Below are 22279 nucleotides of genomic sequence, written 5' to 3' on the forward strand. Positions count from 1 at the left end.
CGGGGTGATTTTTCAAAATGATGAGTTTCGATGAGATCATTGAGGGTATCCGGAAAGCGCTGTACGGGCGCGAGGTACGCGAATACTTTGCCTATGCGATCCAGTGGGTGAAAGAATGGGTGACCGAACAGGTCGAGCAGATGAAGAACTGGCTCGAATGGGCCAAGCACTACGCCCAGGATGCACAGCGAAGCGCTACGGCCTCGGCTAAGAGCGCAGCGGAATCAAAGGAGAGCGCCAGCCAGAGTGCAGCCAGTGCGGCAAGCTCAAAAGCAAGCGCAGATGCCAGTGCGGCGAGCGCAGCAGAATCGAAGGCAAGCGCCGCGGCCTCGGCCAAGAGTGCCAAAAACTCGAAGCTGAGCGAGGAAAGCTCGAAGCTCTACTCGGAACGGTCGCGGGACATCGTCAACGATTTTCAAAATGACTACAAAGGCGGGTACTACAAGACCTTCAACCTGGTGGCCTACCGGAACAAGTGGGGCACTTTGCCGCAGGCGCAGGGCATCTTCACCTATTACTGCGACATCCCGGTCGAAGACCTGACCGAACGGTTCACGCCGTTTGCCGCCATGACGCTGGAAAGCTACGCCTCGGCCACGGCGGCCGGTGTGGCATGCAGTGTGGAGAGCCGGAAGGGCTGTCTTCGGCTGTTTTCCCGCCGCATCCCGGACGCAGACCTGGACATCATCCTGACCCTGTTCGGTGTGGGCACCCTGAATTATTTTCTGGCAGTGCCGACGGCCGACTGGACGCCGCTGCGGCCTACCATTGGCCCGAACCAGTATTACTGTGATGTGGCCGTGAAGAACTGCACCTCCGACATGATCCCGCTGGGCATGACTGACCTTGTGAACTGGGAGGAAGCGGAAAACGCAGGCATGGCAAGCGTTCTGAGCACCGGCGACGGCTATGTGCGGTTCTATGCCGTGCGCAGACCGGAGGCGAACATCCATGTGAATGTCATTCTGCTCAAGCGGGAAGAGCCCGTGAACCGCCCGGCCACCAAGACGGAGCTGGGCCTTGTGATGATCGGTGACGGCATGGACGTGACAGCGGCTGGACGCATTTCGACACGCGGGGCAACGAATGAAGAGTTCCGGACTGCAATGCAGGACGCTTTCGGGGAGGTAGACGGATGGCGGATGTGATCTACGCAAAATTAGAACAGCTGCATCAGATGGCTTGTTCGATCGGCATGGTGCTGAAGGCATTGCAGGCACAGGTGAAGACCATCGACGAACGGGGCGGCGAAGACAATGTTCTGGAAAAGATCCTTGTAAACGGGACGCAACTGTTCCCTGACCGCGAAAAAGCCGTTCGGATGACGATCCCTACCAAGATCTCAGACCTGGACAACGACAAAAAGTTTCAGGAGAACGTCATCGAGCAGGTGCTGCTGAACGGCACAAAAATGCCGGTGGACAGTCAGAAACGAGTGGCCATTACAATTCCGACCGGCACAAACAATCTGGTGAACGATGCGGGATACCAGACGAACGCGGATGTACTCGCGGCCATCAGGGCGAATGCATACGTCCACCCCAGCCACACGGCATATGGGTCGGGGCTGTATAAGATCGTAGTGGACAATCTGGGCCACGTGACGAGCGCAGCAAAGGCTGTGAAGAGCGATATCACGTCACTGGGCATCCCCGGACAGGATACCGTCTACACCCACCCGAAGTACACGGCGCGCGGAACGGGGCTCTACAAGATCGCCGTTGACGCACTTGGCCATGTTTCCAGTGTGGCAGGTGCCACGAAGGGCGATATCACGTCGCTGGGCATTCCGGGACAGGATACCGTCTACACCCATCCGGGCTACACCGGGCACGGACTGGGGCTTTACAAGTTGGCCGTGGACGGACAGGGGCATGTTTCCAGCGTGGCGGGCATCACGAAGGGTGATATCACAGCGCTGGGCATTCCGGGACAGGACACGAACAGCTGGCGCGGCATCCAGAACAACCTGAGCAGCGACTCCACGAGCGACTCGCTGAGCGCCGCGATGGGGAAGGCCCTGAACACCAGCCTGAACGATGCGATCACCCGTATCGCGACCTGCGAACAGAAGATCAAGGCCATTGGCGGGGTGACGGAAGTTCTTCTCGGAACGGTCGTAAGCCCGGCCATCAAGGGTGACACCCTGTATAAAGGTGCGACCCACACGATGGCGACCTTTGGCAGCGAGGTGGCATTTGTTAAAATTGATACGGTAGGTAAGCTTCTTCGTGGCTCTTCCTCGGTGAAGCAGTTATGGAGTGTATACGATGATCCTGGTAGCTACTACCATTGCCTGTATGTACGCTGGGACTTTACGACAGATGGTAGAGTGACTGCAACCTGTGACAGAGAACTCACTGACAACTATGCTTGGTATGCCAATACCCTGAAGGTGAACATCGATTATTACAAGTATGCAGCGTAAGGAGGAAAATTCAAAATGGCATTTGGACCCATGAGTGTCGGCAACCAGGCGACGCTGTCGCTGCTGACCGACCCGACCCTGACCCAGGAGAACATGCCCGCCGACGCCAAAGCGACCGGCACCCGGATGAGCGCGGCGGAACAGGGCATCAAGAGCCTGAACGACCGCATCGTGAAGTACCTGCTGCTGAGCGGCGGCACCATGACCGGCGAATTGAAAGCGGCAGGCGGCATCAAAGGCAACCTGACCGGCAGCGCCACCCAGTGGAACAACCACACCCTGCGGAAAAACCATGCTACTGTGCACGGGACGACCTGGGTGCCTGTGTTCACGGACAACAACATAGACTATGCCACGTTGGACGATCTGCTGCGGGAAGCCACCACCCGCATCTCCACACTGGAACAGAAGTATCAAGCTATTGCCAAGACGACGGAAGTTCTTCTCGGAACGGTCGTAAGCCCGGCCATCAAGGGTGACACCCTGTATAAAGGTGCGACCCACACGATGGCGACCTTTGGCAGCGAGGTGGCATTTGTTAAAATTGATACGGTAGGTAAGCTTCTTCGTGGCTCTTCCTCGGTGAAGCAGTTATGGAGTGTATACGATGATCCTGGTAGCTACTACCATTGCCTGTATGTACGCTGGGACTTTACGACAGATGGTAGAGTGACTGCAACCTGTGACAGAGAACTCACTGACAACTATGCTTGGTATGCCAATACCCTGAAGGTGAACATCAACTATTACAGCTACGCAGTTGCGACCTAAGGAGGCGAAATTTCAAAATGGAGATTTTAGACGTTTCCCGCTGGCAGGGGAATGTGGACTGGAAGAAAGTCAAGGCCAGCGGAAAAGTGGACGGCGTGATGCTGCGGACGGTCTCGACCAGCCCGGTATACGGCGGCATTTACATCGACCCGACCTTTGAGAAAAATTACTGGGGCTGCGTGGAAGCCGGGCTGCCGGTAGGGGCGTACTATTACACCAAAGCTACCACGGCCCTCTATGCCGCACAGGAGCTGGCAAAGCTGAAAGTTGCATTGGAGGGCAAGGACTTTACGATGCCCATTGCCGTGGACGTGGAAGACCCCAGCCTGAAAGCCCTGCGGCCGGAGGAGCTGGCGAAGCTCGTTAAAATGGAGGCGAAGCAGATCGAAGCGTGGGGACTGTATGCCATGGTGTACACCTACACGAACTTCGCCGATACGGCGCTGGCGATGCACGAGCTGACCGACTTCGACCTGTGGATCGCGGACTACCGCGGCAAGCGCCCCACCCGCAAGCATGGGATGTGGCAGTATACGAGCAAGGGGAGTGTGCCCGGCGTGAAAAACGGCGTAGACCTCAGTCATGCCTACAAGGACTACCCCGGCATCCTCAAGCGGGCCGGGCTGACCCGGATGAAGGAGGCGTGACACCGATGTGGCAGTTTCTCATGGAATACTGGGCCCAATGGGTCTGTACGCTGATCGGTGCGGGCATTCTGGCTGCGCTGCCGAAGATCAAGGCCCTCTGGAACGCAGTATTGGCACTGCTGCACGACCGCATCTACACCGAATGCTACCGGTTCATGGAGCTGGGGTACATCACGCAGGACGGTCTGCGAAACCTGGGATACCTATATAAGACTTACCACATGATGGGCGGGAACGGCACCGGTACGGAGCTTTACAACCGAGCCAAGGCCCTGCCCATCCACGCCGTATAACGGAGGATTTCAAAATGGACAAAAAAGTATCGACCGCGACCATCGTCCGGACCGTCTGCCTCGCTCTGGCTCTGGTCAACCAGCTGCTCAGCGCGGGCGGACACAGCGTGATCCCCATCGACAACGAGACCGTGAACCAGCTCGTGACCGCTGGGGTGACCATCGTGACGGCCATCGTGAACTGGTGGTACAATAATTCGTTCACGGAAGCCGCCATCGAGGCGGACAAGACCTTAGAACGGGTCAGAGAGAAGAACCGGAGTTGACGAAATAACAAAACACCCTGCCAGACTGAGAGGCTCCGACGATCGGGTCGGGGAATGCAGTTTTGACAGGGTGTTTTCTTTTTTGAGGGAGTATGGTATACTATTTTATGATATGGATGAATCGTGCCTTTGACACGTAATGGATGCGCAGTGTAGGAATTGCGACTCCTACAGCAGCAGTTAGACGTCATTTTTATTCCTACATTGCACAGTCAGATATTACGATATAGCGTCAATTATATAGGGTTAGAAGGTGTACTATGGAAACAAGCTACTTAAAAACACTTGAGCTTGATAAGATCATTGCCCGCGCAGCCGAGGGTTGCGTCTGCCGGGAGGCCAAAGCGCAGATGCTGGCGCTGGAGCCCCAGTGCGACCCGGACGAGGTCCGCTATTCGCTGGAACAGACGGATGCCATCAACAGCCTGCTCATCAAAAACGGTTCGCCCCGGTTCGGCGGTGTGGAGGGTGTCAGCCAGCTGGTGACCCGCGCTGTCAAGGGCGGTGTCCTCTCGATGGGAGAACTGCTGATGGTGGCGGGCGCACTCCGCAACTTCCAGAATCTGAGCAGCTGGTACGGTTCCTCGGATCACGAAGCGCTGCCGACAGACGACCTGTTCTACGCGCTGGCCCCGCAGCCCGGCCTGGAGCAGCAGATCTCCAGCGCCATTCTGGCACCGGATGCCATGGCTGACACGGCTTCCCGCACGTTGAATGAGCTGCGCAAGAAGATTCACGCCACTGAAAATAGCATCCGCGACCGTCTGGAAACTATGGTCCGCAACATGGACACCTCCAAATATCTGCAAGAGAGCGTCGTTTCCATGCGAAACGGCCGGTATGTCGTCCCGGTCAAAAGTGAATACCGCGGCGAAGTGAGCGGCATCATCCACGATGTCTCCTCCACGGGCGCAACGGTCTTTGTGGAGCCGCAGGCCGTCGTTGAGGCAAATGCCCGCATCCTGCAATACCGCGCACAGGAAGCGCAGGAGATCGAGCGCATTCTGGTTGCCTTCACGGCACAGGTCGCCGCCATTGAGCCGCAATTCCAATACAGCTATAAGGCCATGCTGGAGATCGACGTCCTGCTGGCCAAGGCACGGCTGGCGCTGGACATGAAGGCCTTTAAGCCTGCCGTGCGGACCGATTCGTCCTTCTCACTCATCCGGGCACGGCATCCGCTCATCGACCCCAAAAAGTGCGTCCCGGTGGATATCGCGCTGGGCAGAGACTACGATTCGCTTATCATCACCGGCCCGAACACCGGCGGCAAGACAGTCACCCTGAAAACGGCCGGTCTGCTGTGTGCCATGGCACAATGCGGCTTCCTTATTCCTGCCGACGAGCGCAGCGAGATCTGCGTATTTGACGAGTTCCTCGTGGACATCGGCGACGAGCAGAGCATCGAACAGAGCCTGTCCACCTTCTCCGGCCACATGAAGAAGATCACAGGCATCCTGGAACTGGCCATGCCCCGCACACTGGTCCTGCTGGACGAATTGGGAGCAGGCACAGACCCCGCCGAGGGTGCTGCGCTAGCAGTCGCCATCATCGAAGAGCTGCGCCGCCGTGGTGTGCTGCTGATGGCGACCACCCACTATGCAGAGCTGAAGGTCTTCGCTCTGGAAACGAAAGGCGTCGTCAATGCCAGCTGTGAATTTGACCTTGAGACGCTGCGCCCCACATACAAGCTGAGCGTCGGCGTTCCCGGCAAATCCAACGCCTTCCTCATCAGCGAGAAGCTCGGCATCCCAGAGCGCGTCATCGAAGCGGCACAGCAGCATCTTTCGGCAGAGGACAAGCGTCTAGATGCCGTTCTGGGCCAGCTGGACGACCTGAAACTGCAGCTCAAGGAAAGCCAGGACGAGGTGGAAGAGCTTCGCAATGAGGCTGCCCATCAGCTGGATGCCGCCCGCAAAAAGCGGGACGAACTCATCCAGCAGGGCGAAAATGAGCTGGAAGCAGCCCGCGCCAAGGCCCGTGCACTGGCGCAGCAGGTGGAAAGCAAAGCATACGCTTTGACGGATGAGCTGCGTCAGCTCCAGAAGGATGAGCGGATGAGCACTCAGCAGAAGGCTCAGCGCGCGCGGGAGATCGCCAAAAAAGAATCGGAAAAGCTCTTCATCGGCACCGAGATTGTGCACAATCCGGTCAAGGAATTCGTTCCGCTGAAGGAGGTCAAGGTGGGGCAGGAGGTCTGCATCGCCGAGCTGAATCAGCTGGCAACGGTGCTGGCTCTGCCGGATAAAAACGGCGATGTCCTCGTTCGCGCCGGAATCATCAAGACCAAAGTTCCGCTCCTGGGCCTGAAGCAGCCCGAAAAGCTGGTCAAGGAACCGCAGGCCAAGACAAAGGCGCAGCAGCGGTATTCCCGCCTGACCGGTGACGCCAACCGCCCGAACGGCAGGGTAGAGCGGGTGCAGCGCAGCGCCAAAATGGAGTGCAATCTGCTGGGCCTGACGGTCGATGAGGCACTGCCGGAGGTGGATTCCTTCATCGACCGCGCCATCCTGAACGGCCAGACCGTGGTCTATCTGATCCATGGCAATGGCACCGGTGCACTGCGCACGGCCATCCACAAGCATCTGCGCGGAAACCGCATGGTCAAGAGCTTCCGCCTTGGCCGCTACGGCGAGGGTGAGAGCGGCGTGACCGTGGTCGAACTGAAGTAAAATTTCTCCGGGCATTTCCCGGAAACCTGCCCCTGAAACGATCTCGCGGGCAGGTTTTGTTTTATTCAAAGCAGGGAAGTCTATATGGCAAAACATGCAGTCCATCGCAAAAAGAAACAGAAAAATCAGGCCTTTTCATTTCGTCACGCGGTCGTTCTCTGCCTCTGTTTCATCGGGATCTGTTTCGGCCTTTATTTGTGGTATGCAGCCTTTACGATCGGGCAGGGAACACCCGCTGTAGACGATGATGATTTCCGCCCCACCTTCGGCCCGCCGCCCTATCGTATTGCAATCGATGCCGGGCACGGCGGCTCGGACCCCGGCGCGCAGGGGATCGTAACGGAAAAGGAGATGACGGCAGCTACCGCCGAAGCACTGCGCGGGTGGCTGGAGGCCGACCCTAATTTTATCCAGCTCCAGACCCGCGAAAGCTATGACGCCACGGCAAAGCCAGCAGAACGCGCCGCTGCGGCCAACGCGCTCTCGCCGGACCTGCTGCTTTCCATCCACGGGAACTCTGCACCGGAAGGCTCCACAGCCTCCGGGTTCGAGTGCTATCCCAGTGTGCCGGGCCGCACCTGGCATCAGGAAAGCTATTATTTCGCAAAACGCCTGGCCAGCGCCATGCGTTCTGCCGGGGCCAGTCTGCGGGGGCGCGGGGGAGTCCGTTACATTTATTACATCGGAGAAGCAAAGCAGCTGGTCGAGACCAGCCACGCCGAAGTGCGGGCAGAGCGCAGTTTTACCATTCTGGAAGATGTAAATTGTCCGGCCGTTCTGGCAGAGCAGTGCTTTGTGACCAGTGCCGCCGATGTTGCACAGTTTGGCAGTGAAGAGGGTTGCAGGCGAACCGCCCGCGCTTACTATGAAGCCATCTGTACATATTTTGAGATTACGCCGCTGCCGGAATAAACAAGACCCGGCGCAACACACATAGCCTGAACCTGCAACGGTGTGCGTCCTGAAACTGAAACGAAAAATGAGCCTCCCGGCAAAGCTGTGCGCGTAGAACACAGCAGAAGAGGGGGCCTGTTTTTCAACGACATGAGTTTCGTATAATGCGCGTTATGTGAAATACAGGGGAGTGAAAAAGTCCTCTTTTCTCCAATTTTTTCCAATTAAGGCCGCTGGGCTCGATTTTGAGCTCCAGCGGCCTTTTTACGGTATATATGCAATTGGTGTATTCTTGGTCTGTTTTTTCTGCTTTTTGATCTACACTTTTGTCAAAAAACGATTCATCACAACGACGGTGTAATCGTTTGTATGATCTCTCAAGCCAGTGTCTGTGAATTGATTCTTCAGCCAGAACGATCTGCTTTGTTCGTTTCCATCCACATAACCCAAACGAATGTATTGATAATCCCATTGCGCCAGACAGGCACACAGCTCAGTGATGATCGAGCTTCCGACGCCGGTTCCTTGCAGGTCTTTCTCCATCATAAAGAATCCGATGAACCCGCTTTGCGCATCCGGATAATGGTCGATGAAATCCATCACCGCCACAAGCCGCTGGTGGACGTCAAAATAGCCCAGATAATACTTATCCTGTTCTTGACCGGTCTTGCGCTGCGGCATGGCCTTCATATCGGCTTCGATCTTTTCCGGCGTCACAAACGGCGGACAATGCTCATAATACTGCGGATTTTTCTCACAGAGCGCAAAAACAGACGGAATATCGTCACGGAGCAGTCGTCGCACCGTATAAGTGCCTGAAAATTTCGTATAATCCATTTTACCGCTCCATTTTCTCACTTGCATCCGGCTCACGCAGCGCCGAAACATCTACGCGGAAACCGTCTTTGGCAGCCCCATCAAAGGCTTCCATCGGCCCAGTCGGCGTTTCGGCTGCATCATCCGGAGCATCCTTCGCTCCTGCGTCCATTTCTGCACTGTTCGGCGAAATTCCCCCGTGGGTCTCCCCCGCTTCTTGTTTTGTTGTATCCAAGTCTGTCTTCCGGACTTCCCCCAGCGGGTTCTGCTCAATGGCTGCGCGAACCTGAAATTCTTGCAGATGCGTATAGATCTGGGTCGTTCCCACACTGCTGTGGCCGAGCAGCTGCTTGAGCGTCAGAATATCCACATTGCCGGTCTGGTACATCAGCGTAGCTGCTGTATGCCGCAGCTTGTGGGTTGAAAAGCCCTTCAATCCTGCCGCCTTCATGGCACCTGTCACCAGCTGTTCCACGCGGCGGTTCGAGATGCGGTCTTTCATGCGGCGGGTCACAAAAACGGCCTTTTCCTTGGGGTCCAGACCTTCCATCGTGTTCCGCTTTTTGAGATACAATTGCAGCGCTTCGATGCAGGCATCATTCAGGTAGACCATACGCTCCTTGTGGCCTTTGCCGAACAGCCGGATCTGCCGCTGTTCCAGGTCAATGTCGCCGAGGTCCATCCCGACCAGTTCTGCCAGACGCATCCCGCAGTTCAGAAACAGCACGACCATGCAGTAATCCCGCTCCGGGAAATCGCTCTGATGCTGGGTGCTTTCCAGCAGCTGCATGGATTGCTCCGCCGTCAGATATTTGGGCAGAACTTTATCCTGCTTGGGCGGTTTGATGGAGGCCGTCGGGTCCTGCGAAAGGCGGTTGACCTGATTGACCAGATAGTCATAAAACCCATGCAGGCTGGCCAGTCGCCGGGCGGTAGAGGACTTTTTGTTTCCGCATTCACGGTTCAGAAAATACAGATATTCGTAGACGTCCTCTTTTGTCACGCTGCCCCAGAATGCGGTGTCGAGCCCTTTGGGGTCGATCTCTTTCAGTTCCGCATCCTCTGCCACAAGGCCCCTGCGGCGCTTCATAAAGCGGCTGAAGCCGCGCAGATCGCAGTAATAGCTGAACGCTGTGTTCGCGCTTTTGCCTGCGATCACTTCCAGATAACGCACATACTCCACAATGTCCGCTGAAGCATCATCGAACGGTTTGTGCTTGCTGGGATTCTTTTCATCAAGATAGATGGACATATCGTTTCCTTATCATTTCCATTAAAGGCGGTCGTTTTTCAAAGCATGGATCGCATCCGAGATATAAGCCGCCCCTACGAGCTTCATGCCCGGATAATCCGCCGGGTTCAGATGCGCGAGGCTGTGCTTCGGCACGACGGCACGTTCAAAACCGATGCGTTCCGCCTCCCGCAGACGTTGTTCCAGGTTGGGCACACTGCGCACCTCGCCGCCCAGACCGACTTCACCGATGGCGATCAATTTGTCGCTGACCGGGCAGTCCAGCAGCGATGAGACCATGCTGAGGCAGACCGCCAGGTCGCAGGCGGTATCCCGCAGCGTGATGCCGCTGACGATGTTGATATACACATCCAGATTGCCGAAGAAATACCCGGCGCGCTTTTCAAGGACCGCAATGAGAAGGTTCATGCGGTTGTAATCGTAGCCGCTGCAAGCGCGGCGCGGGGCCGGGAAATTCGTTTTCGTCGCAAGCGCCTGAATTTCGCTCAAAATGGGGCGGCTGCCCTCCATCGTGCAGGCGACGCAGTTGCCGGAAACGCCGAGCGGACGGCCTTCCAGAAGCATCTGCGAGGGGTTTTCGATCTCTTCCAGCCCCTGCCCCGTCATATCGAACATACCCAGCTCATTCGTAGAGCCATAGCGATTTTTGGCTGCCCGCAGGATGCGGTAAGGCAACATTTTATCGCCCTCAAAGTATAGCACCGTATCCACGATGTGCTCCATGACCTTGGGGCCAGCAATGGCACCATCCTTGTTGACATGGCCCACGATGAACATCGGGATCTCCTGCTTTTTAGCCACCGCCAACAGCCGGGCCGCGCTTTCCTTCACCTGGCTGACCGTGCCGGACGAAGAGGAGATGTCCATGCAGCGCATGGTCTGGATGGAGTCGATGACCACAAGGTCCGGTTTTTCCTTTTCGATCAGGCCGCAGATCTCGTCCACGTCATTTTCAGCTACCAGATAGATGTTCTCCTGCGGGATCTTGAGCCGCGCGGCACGCAGCTTGACCTGCCGCACTGACTCTTCCCCCGTAATATACAAAACCGTGTGCTGGTTGGAGATGGCACCACAAAGCTGCAGCAGCATGGTGGATTTGCCCACGCCCGGCTCACCGCTGAGCAGGACCACACCGCCCAGCACGATGCCGCCGCCCAGCACACGGTCCAGTTCGGAGATGCCGGTCAGAATGCGGCTTTTCTCCTCGGTCGTGCTGATCTCCGACAGGCGCCTGGCCGTCAGCGAGGTCACTCCCTCCTGCCGGGCAGGGGCAGCGGCTTTTCCGCCGGTAAGCCCCGCCTTGGGGGCCTCTGCGACCACATCTTCGTTCATGGTGTTCCAGCTGCCGCAGCTGGGGCAGCGGCCCATCCAGCGCGGGCTGGTCTCCCCGCAGTTGGAACAGACGTAAACGGTCTTCAGTTTTGGTTCTTTCATAGACGCTCCTGTGGGGCCCGCCGGGCGGCAGGCCCGCTTTGTTTGTTCCTCTTTATATTACCACATCCGGTTGGCCCCTGCAACCGCTCTCTTATTTTACCTCTACGATGGTGATGTTCTGCGCCGTCACGCTGCTTTTACTCAGAACGATATCCCGGATCTGCGCCACCTGCGCTGCTGTCAGTGCGTCGCCGGAGGTCATCACCGTCAGGTCTGCCCGGCCGGACTGCAAAAAGCAGAGGCAGTCTGCAAAGCCTTTGGCCTTGACCATCGTTTCGATCTCATTTTCCGCATGGAGGTCTTCCAGATTGCCGGTCAACTGCTGGGTGTAGCTCTTTTTCTCTTCTGCGGAGAGCGACGACGATTTCAATGCCTTCTGCACGGCGTCCATTGCTTCGTCGTGTGCCTTGGTCCGCTTGAGCCGGGCCTCCTCAAAGAACTTGGAGCCGCTGTGATTCGCTACGCTGACGAGCTGTGCTTCTCCATAATTCTTGTTGGCGCTGGAAACGGCTTCCGCCTCGGTCATCAGGCCGTCCAGAATGGGCGCGGAGGCTTCGTCCGCCGTGTCTGCTCCTGCCGCGACCTGGACGGCATTTTCCTCCAGTGTGACGCCCGCCCGCGCATACTGCCAGTTCAGATAAACTGCAACGACCAGAGCCGCCGCCAGGGTAAGCGCCGTCACTTTTCGGGTGTTCTTGGAAATAGCTCTCATGGAAATGTTCCTCCTTGTCTCTGTGACTGAATGGTTCGGAAACAGCCGGTCAGGGCCGGCGCTGTTCTACACAGATCCGGGTAGACGAAATATCCAGCAATGCCCGCACAAGCTCGGTGATCCGTGCAGCGATCCGGACATCTCCCCCGCCGTCACAGACGACCGCGACCCCGCACACCTGCGGATAATAGACCGTCTGCGCCAGAGCCGTGCCGTCATCCAACAGCACATGCGTTTCCTGGCTTTGGGTCTGTCCCGACTGCGTGTCCGTAGCATAGACGGTCTCCTCCCCGGTTTCCAGTGTCACCATCACGGTCGTGGCCCCGGCCCCGTCGATCTGCCCGATCAGGTCCTGGAGCTGTGCTTCCAGCTGCTCCCGGTAGGCTGACGCCTGGGAAGCCGACGCCGCGGATGGTTCCGCAGGCGGCGTTGCGGGCAGCAGTTCGGAGAGCAGCAACAACAGCATCGCCGCGCCGCCCAGCACCACGGCCAGTCGGGTGCGGTTCTGCTTTTCCAGCAGTGCCCGGAAATCAAATGTCGTTCCTTCTCCCCGCTGTTTCATGGCGCATTCTCCCCGCCGGGCACGTCCCACACAGGCGATACGCCCAGCGTATGTTGAAGAAGTTCCTCTACCGCGTCCCGCGTTTCTTCCGCCTCTCCCGTCTGCGTTACCGTCAGGGAATGGACCTGTACGCCCTCCGCTGTCTCTTCCAGCTCGATGCGGATGGTGACCTCCGCGCCCAGCTCCTCACGGCAGCGGGCTTCCAAAGTATCTTCCAGCTGAGACGCCGCCGTACGAAGCACGGTCTCCTTCTGTGTTCCCAGCTCCACCGAAGACGCCGCCGGGTGAGTGAACGCCTGCCACTCCCCTTTTGCCTGTGGAAGCACACAGAGGACCACTGCTAAAATATATAACCCAGCCACCGCTTTTATGCTGCGCCGGGCCCACCCCTGCCCCGTGAGCTGTGCGGTCAGCTCCGCGCAGATACACGCCGTGCAGAAAACTGCAACCGCCGCTTTGATGTTCTGCACCTCATCCACCCCCTACCACAAAGAGCAGTGCCGTGCCTGCAATGGCAAGCCCCGCAAACAGCGCCGTCACCGCCATCATGCAGCGGAGCGCCTCAGCAAAGCATTCCAGAAGGCCCTGGCCGCGCTCACTGCCCATCAGTCCGCATAGAAGCCCGCACCCGGAAAGCAGGCCCAGCTGGATAAGCATTCCCAGATAGACCGGCACGAATTCTGCTGCAATGGTCAACAGCGCAGCCAGCCCCAGCCCGCTTTTCAAAAGCTGAAGGCTCGACAGCACCGTCTCCGAGGCATCGCGCAGCGTCTCCCCGATGATCGGCACTGTCCCGGTCAGAAGCTGCCCGGTGCGAAGGGCCGCACGGTCCAGCTGCAGCGTTGAGATGCGCTCCAGACCCAAAAGAGCAACCAGAAGTTTGCCCGCCCACCCCAGCAGCTTTTCCAGTGCACTGCCAACTGCTTTGCAAAATCTCCCCAACCCAGTCTCCGCACAGATGCAGCAGGCCATGCTCAAGGCCAGATAGCATTGGAGCAGCGGCGGCACCAGCACCGTGAGCCCCTGCGCCAGAGCACACAGCAGCGTCAGAAGAAAACCGCCTGCCGAAGCGCCTGCCACGCTCTCGCCGCCCAGGGTCAGGACCCCTGCATACACCGGCAGAAATCCCAGAAGAAACCGGTTCCAGCTTTCGATCTGGGTGCAGAGCGTTTCGGAAAGGGCCACGAGCTTCTCCCATAGCAGGACCCCGCAGCCCCCTGCGCAGACGAGGTCCAGCAGCGTTCCATCCGCATGGCCGCCCAACAGCAGTGCGATGACGGCGCCCAGCACCAGAAAGGTCAGAACCGCCGCATACCCGCTTGCAGCGGTATGCAGAGCCGTGGGCAGGGACTCCGGCAGAAAACTGCGCAGCGCCTCCCAGGGGTTTTCTGCGAACGCCGCAGGCGGTACCGGGCTTTGTTCCAGATAAGGCCCCCACATCTCCGCGCCCGGAAGGCGCATATCCCAGTTGTTCATCCCGTCATACTCCCGATTCGCTGTAAAATCTCTTCCAGCAGCGGCCACGCCGCCGCAAGCACCAGACAGCGGCCGGCCAGCCCGACACACCACGCCAGCGATTCCGCTCCGGCTTCTTCGCAGAGGGTGTGGGTATAGTCCGTCAGAAGCAGGACGACCGCGCTCTTCATCAGGCACGAAAAGGCTGCGCCGTTCGTCTGCTCCCCCAGGCGGACGATACCGAGGAGCGCCGCCCGGAACGCAGACCCGACCCGCACCAGAAGCACCAGTGCCGCCCCCAGCGAAAGCAGCAGCGCGTAGGATGGGACACTGCGCCTGAGCACTGTATAAAGCAATGCTGCCACAAGCGCCAGACCAAAGGCCGCTGCCGCCGCACTCATAGTGCGAACAGGGATTTGATGGTCACGAACAGGGCGCTGATCTGTTTCACCAGAATGGACAGGACCACGACCAGCCCTGCCAGTGTCGTCATCATCGCCTGATCCTCCCGCCCGGAGCGGATCAGCAATTGGTTCAGCACCGCTACGATGATGCCAATGGCCGCGATCTTAAAGATCAGGTCGATCTCCATCTTTTTCATCCTCTCCGCTCAAATCAGCAAAATTGCAGCCGCCAGCCCCAACGCAAGGCCAAGCTTATGCGAAAGCTCGTTCGTTTGCCGCAGCTGCGGTGCAAGCTCTGTCTGAAACGCCTCGAACTGCTGAATGTAAAATGCGAGCTGCCGGCATTCCTGCGCTGCTTCTGCATGGCCCAGCCCTGCCATGCACGCCCGGAACACGTTCTGCTCCCGCCGGGTCAGCGCCGGGTCGGGAGCCAGCGTTTGCAGCGAATGCTCTGTCTGCCCCACAAGGCCTTCCCGCTGCATAGCACAAAGCAAAGCTCTCAGATCCGTGCGCCGGAATTCGATCTCCCGGCGGATGCGTTCCAGTAGGGCAATGGTCTTTTGCAGTGCCTGCCGATGTGCCTCTGCACGGATGCAGACCCCATCGCCAACGCACCAGCCGCAGAATACCAGGCAGACCGCCCCGATGCCATGCAAAAAGAGACTGCTCATAAAAACCGCACCTCCCGCACCTGCCCCGGCTCCGCCCGCCCTTTGAGCCAGACCAGTACATGGAGTGCACCCCGCGCCTGCAGCGCCTGCACCTGGGGGCGTCCGACCGCTTCTTCCGGGGACGCTGCATGGAGCGTTGCGATAAAGTCCACGCCGCTGAAAAGCCCCTGTTCGAGCGCTGTCACCTCATCCAGACCGCCCAGCTCGTCCAACAAAAGGATCTGCGGTGAGAGTGTCCGCAACGCCATCTGCACAGCCTGTCCCTTCGGGATACCGGCGATCACATCCAGCGCTTCACCGGGGGACTTCCGCCGGGAGCTGCCCGAAAACAACTCCCGCCGCTCGTCGATGACCGAGACCAGCTTTTTCTGGCAGACAAGCTCCCGCGCCATGCTGCGCAGAAGCGTCGTTTTGCCGCTGCCCGGCTCGCCTACGAGAAGCATCCCGATGAAATGCGTCTGCAAGGCTGCACACAGTTCCTGTGGGAGCGGGATGGTTTTCTCCCGCGCAATGCGTAGGTTGACAGAGGTCAGTTCCTGCAAAACGACGCCCTGTTCCGGGTTTTGCAGAAAGCGCCCACCAAGGCCCGCCCGGCACCCGGAGGGACCCGTCACATACCCCTGCGCGATCTCCGTCTGATGCGTGTGGACCGACCCGCCGCACAGCGTGAACAAGATCTCCTCCATCTGCTGCGGCGTCAGAAGCATCCGCTGCAAGGAGGCAAGCTCCCGCGCTGTTTCCTGCGGTGTGCAGACTGCCCCGCGCATCGTGAACGCTGGTGCACAGCCCACCCGCAGCCGAAGCTCCTGCACATCGGGCGCAAGGGCCGACGGCATGTCCAGAAGCGGCCGAGCCAGCCAGCTCGGCAGCGATTGAACCATCTGATAATACTCGTCCATCCTGCATTCTCCTTCCGCGTCTCTTGTCATCACTGTATGCAGCCGGGCGGAAGATAGAACCGGGCAGCACAAACGCCCGCACAGCGTGTTCCACTGTACGGGCGTTTGATGGGGTTCTTCTTTTATTCAGGACTCCGGAAAGATTCAGGCTTCCGGCTTTGGTTCCTCGTTCAACAGGGCGAGGAACTCTGCTTCGGTCAGCACCGGCACACCAAGGGCCTGTGCCTTGGTCAGCTTCGAGCCTGCCGCCGTTCCGGCCACCACATAGGCCGTCTTTTTCGAGACGGAACCGCTGGCCTTGCCGCCGTTCTTTACAATCAGCGCTTCCGCCTCATTGCGGGAAAGTGTCTCCAGTGTGCCGGTCACGACCAGCGTTTTTCCGGCGAGTTTGTCGCCCTTTGGCTCTCCCTTCCACTGCATATTCAATCCGGCATCCGCCAGACGATGGACAAGGTCGGTCGTGCCGTCTTTTGCAAAGAACTCGGTCACGCTCTGAGCCATCACACCGCCAAAGCCGTCGATCTCGCTGATCTGCTCCTCGGTCGCCTCCCGGATGGCTTCCAGCGAACCGAAATGTTCCGCCAGCAGAGCCGCAGCCTTATCGCCGATGTTCCGGATGCCAAAGCCAAACAGCAGCTTGTCCAGATTGTTTTCCCTGGAGTGCGCGATGGCTTGCAGCAGATTGGTCGCACTCTTTTCCTTGAACTTTTCCAGCGTCAGCAGCTGCTCCAGCGTGAGGGTGTAAAGGTCAGCCGCCGAGTGCACCAGCCCCTTATCCACCAGCTGCGTTGCAACCGCCGTACCAAGGCCGTCGATGTCCATGGCATCGCGGGAAGCAAAGTGGATGATGTTGCGGAGTGCCTGTGCCGGGCACTCCGGGTTGACACAGCGCAGTGCCGCCTCATCTTCCAGATGCACAACCGGTGCGCCGCAGGACGGGCAGACTGTGGGCATCTCATAGGGCTGTGCGCCTTCCTCATGGCGGGTCACACCGATGACCTCCGGAATGATATCACCCGCCTTGCGCACCTGAATGGTATCCCCGATGCAGAGGCCGAACTGACGGATGAAGTCCTCGTTGTGGAGCGTCGCACGCGCTACGGTAGTCCCCGCCAGAAAGACCGGGTCAAAGCAGGCCGTCGGGGTCAGAACGCCTGTGCGGCCAACGGCTACTTCGATGCTGCGCAGCGTCGTCTCCTTGACCTCCGGCGGATACTTGAACGCAATGGCCCAGCGCGGGAATTTGTTGGTCGAACCCATCAAATCGCGCTGTGCAAAAGCATTTACTTTGATGACGGCACCGTCCATATCAAAATCGAGCTTCGAACGGTTCTGGCCGATCTGCTCGATCTCAGCAATGGCGTCTTCGATGTTGTGCACCACGTGATAGCGCGGCGAGACCGGCAGGCCCAGGCTCTTGAGGTAGTCCAGACTCTCTGCATGGGTAGTCAGTTCCTTGCCGCGGATCTGCTGCACATTGAAGATAAAGATCGACAGCCCACGGCTCCCGGTGATTTTTGAATCCTTCTGGCGCAGCGAACCGGCGGCTGCGTTGCGCGGATTCTTAAAGGGGGCCGCTCCCTGCAATTCCTGCTCGGCGCAAAGGTGCTGGAACGCTTCATGCGGCATATACACCTCACCGCGCACCTCCAGAAACTCCGGTGCATCCTTCAGCTGTTTGGGGATCTTCCGGATGGCTTTGACATTGGCCGTCACGTCTTCGCCGACCACACCGTCGCCGCGGGTGGAAGCCCGCACCAGCGTACCGTTTTCGTATTCCAGGCTGCACGAAAGGCCATCGATCTTGATCTCCACCACGTATTCCGGTTCGACGCCTGCTTCACGCACCCGGCGGTCAAAGTCGCGCAGTTCGTCAAACGAAAACGCATCCAACAGACTTTCCATTTTGACCGCATGTGTGACCTTGGCAAACCGTCCGCTGGGGGTCCCGCCGACATGCTGCGTCGGTGAGTTGGGTGTGACCAGCTGCGGGAACTGTGCTTCCAATTCTTTCAGCTCCCGTGTCAGGGCATCGTATTCAAAATCCTCCAGTTCAGGGGCATCCTGATCGTAATAAAGGCGGTTGTTCTTTTCGATCACCGCGCGCAGTTCTTTCACGCGCTTTTGCGCTTGCTCCAGTTCCAAATACACCACGCTCCTTTTCTATGGGCTATTATAGCATAAAACGGCGCTGCATTCGAGTCAATTTTTCGCTGTAGAAATGTGCCGCTCAAACAGGCTATACGATTTGTATTCTTTTCATTCTATGCGTTTTTGATGCAGATGAAATTTTGTTGCGGGCAGCTTTCTTGTGATTTACTCTTTGTTTTATTTTTTCTGTTTCAATCGTATCTGCGTCATTTTGATTCGGCTCGTTTTGCAAAATCAACGGTTCAAAATCGCCTTGATCTCCGCGAGATCCTTTGCAAAATAGATTCCTTCCTGCCGTTCTTCAGACGACAGGCCCGTTTCGATCATGTGGCTCAGCAGCATCCGCAGGCCGGTATAATAGCCATCCAGATCGTACAGAATACAGGGCGCATCCAGATGCTTCAGCGAGACTTTGGACATCACCTCTGCGATCTCTTCCAGCGTACCTGTCCCGCCGGGAAACGCAATGAACGCATCGCCCAGCTCGATCATCTTCGTCTTCCGTTCGGTCATATCCTTTGTGACGATCAGCTCCGTGAGGCCATCGTGTTGAAGTTCCCCTTTGACAAAGAACTCCGGCTCTACGCCGGTCACCTCTCCGCCCGCAGCCAATACACTGTCCGCCAGTGCACCCATCAGGCCGCTTCGGGACCCGCCGTAGATCAGCGCATTCCCGCTCTCCCCGATCCAGCGGCCAAGCTCCTGCACAGCCGCTTTCAGTGCCGGGGTGTTTCCTTCGTTTGCTCCAAGATAAACTGTAATGTTCATAGGGTCTCCTTTCACATCCGGTGCTCAGGTCTTGGGCTGATACTGCATACTGGACACATTGTAAATAGTGACAAACGCCTTGGGGTCCTCCCGGTTGATAAAGTTCATCAGCTTTTGATACTCGCTCTTGTCCACGATGGTAATGATCTCGTTGTGTTTTTCCAGATTGTATGCGCCGATGGCCTCGTACATGGTCGCACCACTGTGCAGATCGTTGATGATAAACTGCCGCAGCGCCTCCTCTTTTTCGGTGATGATGCAGACGCGGCGCTTGATGCTGTTGTCGAAGATGAAATGGTCCAGCACGATGCCGTTGAAATAGGTGCCCAGAATGCTCAGGACCACCGTTTTCTTATCATAGACCAGCGCTGCGGAAAGCGCTATGCACATCCCCGACAGAGACATGGCTTTTCCCAATTCCATGTGCAGGTACTTGTTCATGATTTTCGCCACGATATCCAGCCCGCCGGAGGACGCGTTGCGGTTAAACAAAATGCTCAACCCGATGCTGACCACCAGGATATAGCACACCACGTCCAGCTCCTGACTGCCAGTCATCGAGCCAGCCTCCGGGAACAGCTTTTCAAACAGCCCCAGAAACACCGGCAGCAGTACGCTGGTGTAAACGGTCTTTGCGCCAAACTCTCTGCCGCAGGTAAAGAACCCGACAATGAGAAGCGCAACGTTCAGGATCATCGTAATGACCGACAAGGGCAGCGGCACAAAATTGGACAGCACGATGCCAAGGCCGGAAATGCTGCTGATGGATGTATGGCTCGGCACCAGAAAAAAGTAGACGCCAGCCGCAACGATCGCGACCGCCCCGGTCAGGACGGCCATCTCTTCCAGAAGTGCGCCGGTCTTTTCCTTCATATCATTCATCTTTGTTCCTCCAGATTCAAATTCTCTTCAACACAGTATACCATGGTTTTCCCTTTTCGGAAAGGACCTGCACAAAAAAGACCCCTGCGGTGCATCCAGAACCGCAGAGGTATCGTTGCATTCTTATCAGTTTGCAAAATTCAGCGCCAGCAATGCAAACATCCAAAACCGTGTCCGCGCCGCCTTCGACAACACCGATGGCTTTCATGGAGGAGTGGATGAGAATCGTCTCGGTGCCGGTCAGCCCCATGGCAGCAAGATTCTGCTGGAGGGTCTGTTTTGTGTATGTCATTGGGTGTTTTCAGATACACCCTAATGAAAAAGGCGTATCGTCTCTTGAATGTCATGCCACTGGTTCCTGTTTGCCGTTTTTACTTGCTTCAGCCAAACATTTGACAAAGAACCGAGAAAGCTAAGAATCATTCGAATCAACGAACAATTCTGAGCTTTCTCATGCCACCGGCTGGGCTTGAACCCGCACTCTGTCGCCAGAAAGGGATTTTAAGTCCCTCGTGTCTGCCAGCCTTCGGCAAAGTCATTTTTTGTTCGTTGTATCGCTTGATTTCTCATTGCGAGAGAGATTTTCCCTCTGCGAGCGAGAGGGATTCGCATTTTTTGACAGGATAATATTACCACCTTTTTCGTTCCATGTCAATCATGTAAAATTGTTTCATCTTGTCGTGCTTGACCTTCGGAACGTCCGGGGCCCGGAGCACCGCCGGGGGCGTTTGCTCTGCCCAGATGCGCTCCTCAGGGTGGATGATGATGGGTGGATGGCGGCTTGATTGGTACATTGATAGACTGGCTTGGACGATGGGGTATTTCTGACTTTTTGAAGGATGTTTTGAGAGCGATTTTGATGTGCGAACAGCCCGGATAGCTTCTTATCTATATCGCTCATTTGATTGTTTATTTGGCTTGTCCATGGTCTTCCCTGCTGTGAGTTTGGGCTGAAATTTCCCCGGAAGTGATTTTGAGGCCTAGAGTTAGAAATGGATGTACTTTGTTTGATATGAAGCAATTGTTTCATTAGAAAACCGTATGGATGGGATTTATTATGCACACCCACACGGTTTTGGATTTTGAAACGATTATTTCAGCTTCTCGATAATATCATCAGCACTGACACCCTCGGCCAGCAGCTTCTTCAGCACAGCCTCTACTTCGGTCTTCTTTGCTTCTTCAGCAGCCTTAGCATCTGCCTTTGCCTTCTTCGCTTCCAAGGACGCTACTTCTTTTTCGGCTTTCTTCAGAGCAGTCTTCTTCTCTTTCAATATGTTCTTCTGCTCTTCAATCGCTTTCTGGATGGATGCGATCTCGGTATTCAGACATGCTATAGTCTCCTGCTTCTCCGTAATCTGGGATGCGTAGTCTTTGGTAATATTGGTTTTGGGGCGGTTTTTGCTGCCTTTCGTTCTGGGCATGGTGATAACCTCTTTCCTTTTATAGTGTTTTAAGTATAGCACTGTAGAGATACTGAACTAATATCTCATTTATTTTCATTATATATTTTCAAAAATTCATCTGCGAATTTTTTTACCAAATTACGGTCAACCGTTGTTACCAATGTTTCTCCATTATAATTAGCGGCCTTCGTCCAATTATAAGATCCATGCATGATATAATCTAAGTCCACAATACAGAACTTATCATGCATACGATTTGTTCCCCACACACCAGAATGTGGAACAACAACACATTCAAAGTTTTCTTTTAATCCTTGCAATAGGTTTTGATTTGAATCTTCATCTGAAATAATGATCCGTATGTGTATACCGTTTTGCTTCTTCTTTAATAATTCCTGATACAAAACCTCATTAGAGAACCATGCAACAGCAACCCAAATCAAATACTTCGCATCTCTAATTCCTTGTATTAAAACATCCTGAATTCTATCGAACTCAACATCATTTGATACTTCCGGCTCAATATCAGAATATATTATCTGTGGTCTGAGTTCCACATCTTGAATGGCGTATTCATCATCTTCTTCGTAAACATAATATACCAGTCTATCGATTTTATCTTTTAGCTCTGTTGCTTTAGTCATCAAAGGAATTGGCACTCGAATTTCAACATTTTCCCAGTGTTGATTTGATCTTGTTGCAAATTTCCATTGTGGAACACAGTTAATTGTACTTCTGCTAATTATCGGAAACAATTTTTCTTTACAATCCGAAAACTTAGGGTCATATTGTAAATCTGCAACTAATGTTCGTTTCAGTGCACCTGAATTCATACCTTATCCTCCAATCCTTCAGATTTTTTAATATCAAGGTTCCTTTCTATATTCGCTTATATA

General features: G+C 56.1%; 25 protein-coding genes. 8 read left to right on the plus strand and 17 right to left on the minus strand.

What is annotated here, in order from left to right; translation table 11 throughout:
- The first annotated feature begins 17 nt into the window (after window positions 1-17).
- The 8 genes from I5P96_RS07895 to I5P96_RS07930 all read left to right on the plus strand — a co-directional run bounded on the left by I5P96_RS07895 (window position 18) and on the right by I5P96_RS07930 (window position 7989).
- Window positions 18-1148 carry a hypothetical protein gene (locus I5P96_RS07895; RefSeq protein WP_223381470.1) on the plus strand — a complete coding sequence of 377 codons (1131 nt, stop codon included), beginning with the start codon at window positions 18-20 and terminating at the stop codon, window positions 1146-1148.
- Window positions 1136-2428, plus strand: coding sequence for a hypothetical protein (locus I5P96_RS07900; RefSeq protein WP_223381471.1), 1293 nt, complete (start codon window positions 1136-1138; stop codon window positions 2426-2428). Before I5P96_RS07895 ends, I5P96_RS07900 begins: the two co-directional genes overlap by 13 nt.
- Window positions 2429-2443: 15 nt before the next feature.
- The gene (locus I5P96_RS07905) at window positions 2444-3199 is read left to right on the plus strand and encodes a hypothetical protein (protein WP_223381472.1); all 756 of its coding nucleotides are present in this window, start codon (window positions 2444-2446) and stop codon (window positions 3197-3199) included.
- 17 nt (window positions 3200-3216) lie between these two features.
- Entirely contained in the window at window positions 3217-3846 is a 630-nt protein-coding gene (locus I5P96_RS07910) for a GH25 family lysozyme (protein WP_223381474.1), read from the plus strand.
- 5 nt (window positions 3847-3851) lie between these two features.
- On the plus strand, window positions 3852-4139 hold the full coding sequence (locus I5P96_RS07915) for a hypothetical protein (RefSeq protein WP_223381475.1): 288 nt from the start codon (window positions 3852-3854) through the stop codon (window positions 4137-4139).
- Between the two features lie 14 nt (window positions 4140-4153).
- On the plus strand, window positions 4154-4405 hold the full coding sequence (locus I5P96_RS07920; RefSeq protein ID WP_223381476.1) for a phage holin: 252 nt from the start codon (window positions 4154-4156) through the stop codon (window positions 4403-4405).
- 260 nt (window positions 4406-4665) lie between these two features.
- The gene (locus I5P96_RS07925) at window positions 4666-7077 is read left to right on the plus strand and encodes an endonuclease MutS2 (protein ID WP_118553005.1); all 2412 of its coding nucleotides are present in this window, start codon (window positions 4666-4668) and stop codon (window positions 7075-7077) included.
- A gap of 84 nt (window positions 7078-7161) precedes the next feature.
- A complete protein-coding gene (locus I5P96_RS07930; RefSeq protein WP_223381477.1) occupies window positions 7162-7989 on the plus strand; it encodes an N-acetylmuramoyl-L-alanine amidase in 828 nt (275 codons plus the stop codon).
- Window positions 7990-8289: 300 nt separating this feature from the next.
- Here the strand turns inward: I5P96_RS07930 and I5P96_RS07935 are convergent, their stop codons facing one another.
- The 17 genes from I5P96_RS07935 to I5P96_RS08015 all read right to left on the minus strand — a co-directional run bounded on the left by I5P96_RS07935 (window position 8290) and on the right by I5P96_RS08015 (window position 22216).
- The gene (locus I5P96_RS07935) at window positions 8290-8808 is read right to left on the minus strand and encodes a GNAT family N-acetyltransferase (RefSeq protein ID WP_223381478.1); all 519 of its coding nucleotides are present in this window, start codon (window positions 8806-8808) and stop codon (window positions 8290-8292) included.
- 1 nt (window position 8809) lies between these two features.
- Complete coding sequence (locus tag I5P96_RS07940; protein WP_223381479.1) at window positions 8810-10039, minus strand: tyrosine-type recombinase/integrase; 1230 nt, start codon at window positions 10037-10039, stop codon at window positions 8810-8812.
- A 21-nt stretch (window positions 10040-10060) separates the two neighbouring features.
- Window positions 10061-11473: a DNA repair protein RadA gene (gene radA / locus I5P96_RS07945; protein WP_223381480.1), complete on the minus strand. Its 1413-nt coding sequence runs from the start codon at window positions 11471-11473 to the stop codon at window positions 10061-10063.
- 91 nt (window positions 11474-11564) lie between these two features.
- Window positions 11565-12185, minus strand: coding sequence for a SpoIIIAH-like family protein (locus I5P96_RS07950; protein WP_118553009.1), 621 nt, complete (start codon window positions 12183-12185; stop codon window positions 11565-11567).
- A 49-nt stretch (window positions 12186-12234) separates the two neighbouring features.
- On the minus strand, window positions 12235-12747 hold the full coding sequence (locus I5P96_RS07955; RefSeq protein ID WP_223381482.1) for a stage III sporulation protein AG: 513 nt from the start codon (window positions 12745-12747) through the stop codon (window positions 12235-12237).
- Window positions 12744-13217: a hypothetical protein gene (locus I5P96_RS07960; RefSeq protein WP_223381484.1), complete on the minus strand. Its 474-nt coding sequence runs from the start codon at window positions 13215-13217 to the stop codon at window positions 12744-12746. Before I5P96_RS07960 ends, I5P96_RS07955 begins: the two co-directional genes overlap by 4 nt.
- Before the next feature lies 1 nt (window position 13218).
- Entirely contained in the window at window positions 13219-14223 is a 1005-nt protein-coding gene (locus I5P96_RS07965) for a stage III sporulation protein AE (protein ID WP_223381485.1), read from the minus strand.
- The gene (locus I5P96_RS07970) at window positions 14220-14567 is read right to left on the minus strand and encodes a SpoIIIAC/SpoIIIAD family protein (protein ID WP_223381487.1); all 348 of its coding nucleotides are present in this window, start codon (window positions 14565-14567) and stop codon (window positions 14220-14222) included. The genes I5P96_RS07965 and I5P96_RS07970 overlap by 4 nt, the downstream gene beginning before the upstream one ends.
- A 32-nt stretch (window positions 14568-14599) precedes the next feature.
- The gene (spoIIIAC, locus tag I5P96_RS07975; protein WP_022257164.1) at window positions 14600-14794 is read right to left on the minus strand and encodes a stage III sporulation protein AC; all 195 of its coding nucleotides are present in this window, start codon (window positions 14792-14794) and stop codon (window positions 14600-14602) included.
- 18 nt (window positions 14795-14812) lie between these two features.
- Window positions 14813-15277, minus strand: coding sequence for a hypothetical protein (locus I5P96_RS07980; RefSeq protein WP_223381489.1), 465 nt, complete (start codon window positions 15275-15277; stop codon window positions 14813-14815).
- Window positions 15274-16176, minus strand: coding sequence for an ATPase, T2SS/T4P/T4SS family (locus tag I5P96_RS07985; RefSeq protein WP_223381491.1), 903 nt, complete (start codon window positions 16174-16176; stop codon window positions 15274-15276). The genes I5P96_RS07980 and I5P96_RS07985 overlap by 4 nt, the downstream gene beginning before the upstream one ends.
- Before the next feature lie 144 nt (window positions 16177-16320).
- Window positions 16321-18330, minus strand: coding sequence for an NAD-dependent DNA ligase LigA (ligA, locus tag I5P96_RS07990; RefSeq protein WP_223381493.1), 2010 nt, complete (start codon window positions 18328-18330; stop codon window positions 16321-16323).
- A gap of 231 nt (window positions 18331-18561) precedes the next feature.
- Complete coding sequence (locus I5P96_RS07995) at window positions 18562-19095, minus strand: TIGR00730 family Rossman fold protein (protein WP_223381495.1); 534 nt, start codon at window positions 19093-19095, stop codon at window positions 18562-18564.
- A gap of 24 nt (window positions 19096-19119) precedes the next feature.
- Window positions 19120-19977, minus strand: a complete 858-nt coding sequence (locus I5P96_RS08000; RefSeq protein ID WP_223381497.1) for a YitT family protein — start codon at window positions 19975-19977, stop codon at window positions 19120-19122.
- Window positions 19978-19993: 16 nt separating this feature from the next.
- Window positions 19994-20269: a hypothetical protein gene (locus I5P96_RS14240; RefSeq protein WP_317850501.1), complete on the minus strand. Its 276-nt coding sequence runs from the start codon at window positions 20267-20269 to the stop codon at window positions 19994-19996.
- Window positions 20270-21068: 799 nt separating this feature from the next.
- Window positions 21069-21443, minus strand: coding sequence for a DUF5945 family protein (locus tag I5P96_RS08010; protein ID WP_411703153.1), 375 nt, complete (start codon window positions 21441-21443; stop codon window positions 21069-21071).
- Between the two features lie 23 nt (window positions 21444-21466).
- Window positions 21467-22216 carry a phospholipase D-like domain-containing protein gene (locus I5P96_RS08015; RefSeq protein WP_223381500.1) on the minus strand — a complete coding sequence of 250 codons (750 nt, stop codon included), beginning with the start codon at window positions 22214-22216 and terminating at the stop codon, window positions 21467-21469.
- Window positions 22217-22279 lie beyond the last annotated feature (63 nt).

The organism is Faecalibacterium prausnitzii, from assembly GCF_019967995.1.
Taxonomy (GTDB): Bacteria; Bacillota; Clostridia; order Oscillospirales; family Ruminococcaceae; genus Faecalibacterium; species Faecalibacterium prausnitzii_E.

Coding starts and splice junctions, on each gene's coding strand:
- I5P96_RS07895 (WP_223381470.1), top strand. CDS start 18: ATGATGAGTTTCGATGAGATCATTGAGGGTATCCGGAAAGCGCTGTAC.
- I5P96_RS07900 (WP_223381471.1), top strand. CDS start 1,136: ATGGCGGATGTGATCTACGCAAAATTAGAACAGCTGCATCAGATGGCT.
- I5P96_RS07905 (WP_223381472.1), top strand. CDS start 2,444: ATGGCATTTGGACCCATGAGTGTCGGCAACCAGGCGACGCTGTCGCTG.
- I5P96_RS07910 (WP_223381474.1), top strand. CDS start 3,217: ATGGAGATTTTAGACGTTTCCCGCTGGCAGGGGAATGTGGACTGGAAG.
- I5P96_RS07915 (WP_223381475.1), top strand. CDS start 3,852: ATGTGGCAGTTTCTCATGGAATACTGGGCCCAATGGGTCTGTACGCTG.
- I5P96_RS07920 (WP_223381476.1), top strand. CDS start 4,154: ATGGACAAAAAAGTATCGACCGCGACCATCGTCCGGACCGTCTGCCTC.
- I5P96_RS07925 (WP_118553005.1), top strand. CDS start 4,666: ATGGAAACAAGCTACTTAAAAACACTTGAGCTTGATAAGATCATTGCC.
- I5P96_RS07930 (WP_223381477.1), top strand. CDS start 7,162: ATGGCAAAACATGCAGTCCATCGCAAAAAGAAACAGAAAAATCAGGCC.
- I5P96_RS07935 (WP_223381478.1), bottom strand. CDS start 8,808: ATGGATTATACGAAATTTTCAGGCACTTATACGGTGCGACGACTGCTC.
- I5P96_RS07940 (WP_223381479.1), bottom strand. CDS start 10,039: ATGTCCATCTATCTTGATGAAAAGAATCCCAGCAAGCACAAACCGTTC.
- radA (WP_223381480.1), bottom strand. CDS start 11,473: ATGAAAGAACCAAAACTGAAGACCGTTTACGTCTGTTCCAACTGCGGG.
- I5P96_RS07950 (WP_118553009.1), bottom strand. CDS start 12,185: ATGAGAGCTATTTCCAAGAACACCCGAAAAGTGACGGCGCTTACCCTG.
- I5P96_RS07955 (WP_223381482.1), bottom strand. CDS start 12,747: ATGAAACAGCGGGGAGAAGGAACGACATTTGATTTCCGGGCACTGCTG.
- I5P96_RS07965 (WP_223381485.1), bottom strand. CDS start 14,223: ATGAACAACTGGGATATGCGCCTTCCGGGCGCGGAGATGTGGGGGCCT.
- spoIIIAC (WP_022257164.1), bottom strand. CDS start 14,794: ATGGAGATCGACCTGATCTTTAAGATCGCGGCCATTGGCATCATCGTA.
- I5P96_RS07980 (WP_223381489.1), bottom strand. CDS start 15,277: ATGAGCAGTCTCTTTTTGCATGGCATCGGGGCGGTCTGCCTGGTATTC.
- I5P96_RS07985 (WP_223381491.1), bottom strand. CDS start 16,176: ATGGACGAGTATTATCAGATGGTTCAATCGCTGCCGAGCTGGCTGGCT.
- I5P96_RS07995 (WP_223381495.1), bottom strand. CDS start 19,095: ATGAACATTACAGTTTATCTTGGAGCAAACGAAGGAAACACCCCGGCA.
- I5P96_RS08000 (WP_223381497.1), bottom strand. CDS start 19,977: ATGAATGATATGAAGGAAAAGACCGGCGCACTTCTGGAAGAGATGGCC.
- I5P96_RS14240 (WP_317850501.1), bottom strand. CDS start 20,269: ATGACATACACAAAACAGACCCTCCAGCAGAATCTTGCTGCCATGGGG.
- I5P96_RS08015 (WP_223381500.1), bottom strand. CDS start 22,216: ATGAATTCAGGTGCACTGAAACGAACATTAGTTGCAGATTTACAATAT.